This window comes from Pseudomonas sp. PIC25, from assembly GCF_002286785.1.
Taxonomy (GTDB): Bacteria; Pseudomonadota; Gammaproteobacteria; order Pseudomonadales; family Pseudomonadaceae; genus Pseudomonas_M.
On record NZ_MUJY01000102.1, the window covers coordinates 1 to 1,240 of the forward strand.

At 50.2% G+C, this 1,240-nt stretch carries 1 protein-coding gene; it reads left to right on the forward strand.

The window, feature by feature from the left end; all coding sequences use genetic code 11:
• A partial coding sequence (locus BZL41_RS29070; RefSeq protein WP_256578149.1) for an RHS repeat-associated core domain-containing protein occupies positions 1-613 on the forward strand: 613 nt, incomplete at its 5' end.
• Positions 614-1,240: the final 627 nt, after the last annotated feature.

The following is a 1,240-nucleotide window of genomic DNA, read 5'->3' on the forward strand; positions in this document are numbered from 1 at the left end:
CATCGCCACCGACATCCCCCTGCGCTTCCCCGGCCAGCTCTACGATGCGCACAGTGCGCTGCACTACAACTACTTCAGGGATTACGACCCGGAGACCGGACGCTATGTGGAGAGTGATCCCATCGGCCTGAACGGCGGGCTGAACACCTACGGATATGCAAATGGGAACCCAATCTATTACTTCGATCCGTCAGGCTTGTCCTCCTTGGCCGCATGTGCGAACCCAGCCAATGCGGCAGCGTGTGCAGCGGCGGGTATATCGCCTACAAGCGGGGCTGCAAATACGGGAGGAATTGGCCTATGGTGTTTGCTTACTGGAAATTGCTCTGCCAATGAGAGCGAGGAGCCCAATGAGTGCCCCGTGCCTGGAGCGGTCCCTGGGGACAAAACTAGAGGACCTAGTGAAATATGGGTAAAACCCGGGGATTTCGGAACGGCAAACGGTGATTTTGATGATCTCGGGCCATCCGATGTCAAAGATATCCCAGGAGGGAGGGTAGGTAATCTTCCTGATGGAAGAAAAGTTGTTGTCAGACCAGACAGTACTGATGGCAGGCCCACTCTAGAAATACAAGATGGACGCGAAAGAATAAAGGTGAGGTATGGAGAGTAAGCGGCAATCGGGCCAAGAGTTTTTAACCCCTTGGCGCCCTAGTGCGAATATACCGAAAAGGTTATGTCTAGAAGAAATAATAGACACAAAGGAAGGTTTGTTAATCAGATTGTGCGAAAACCTAGACTCCACATGGAGATTGAATCTAGAATTCAATTTGAAGGACTTGGTATGCTATTCTGTTATAAATGATAGTTATAACTTGAAGAGTAATCATGGGCGACAAAGGAATGAGCTGCTATCTCTGTATGTTGTAAGCAATTCAGGCACCTTAAAAAAGTTAAGAGAAGAAACATACGACACTGTTGATTTTGATGGTGCGGTGCATTATTGCCTTCTGCTTTCGGAGGAGGAGATTAATATTGTCTATTTTGGAAGCCCTGAAGTTAAAATTTCCGATAAATAGCCAGTAGAGTGGATGGCAAAGCCATCCACTCTTTTCCCCACATCTTTCACATTCCCCAGCCATAGTTCCCCAACCGACTTGCCTCCCCCCCCTGAGCCGCTAGAGTCCGCCCTGTCACGGTCATCCCGTGGCCGGGTGTCGCAACCTGTATGTTCGAGGCGCGGTAGCGCCGTAGCTGTGTAGCCGGCGCTTTTTTGTGCCTGGCTGCCGCATTTCTATGG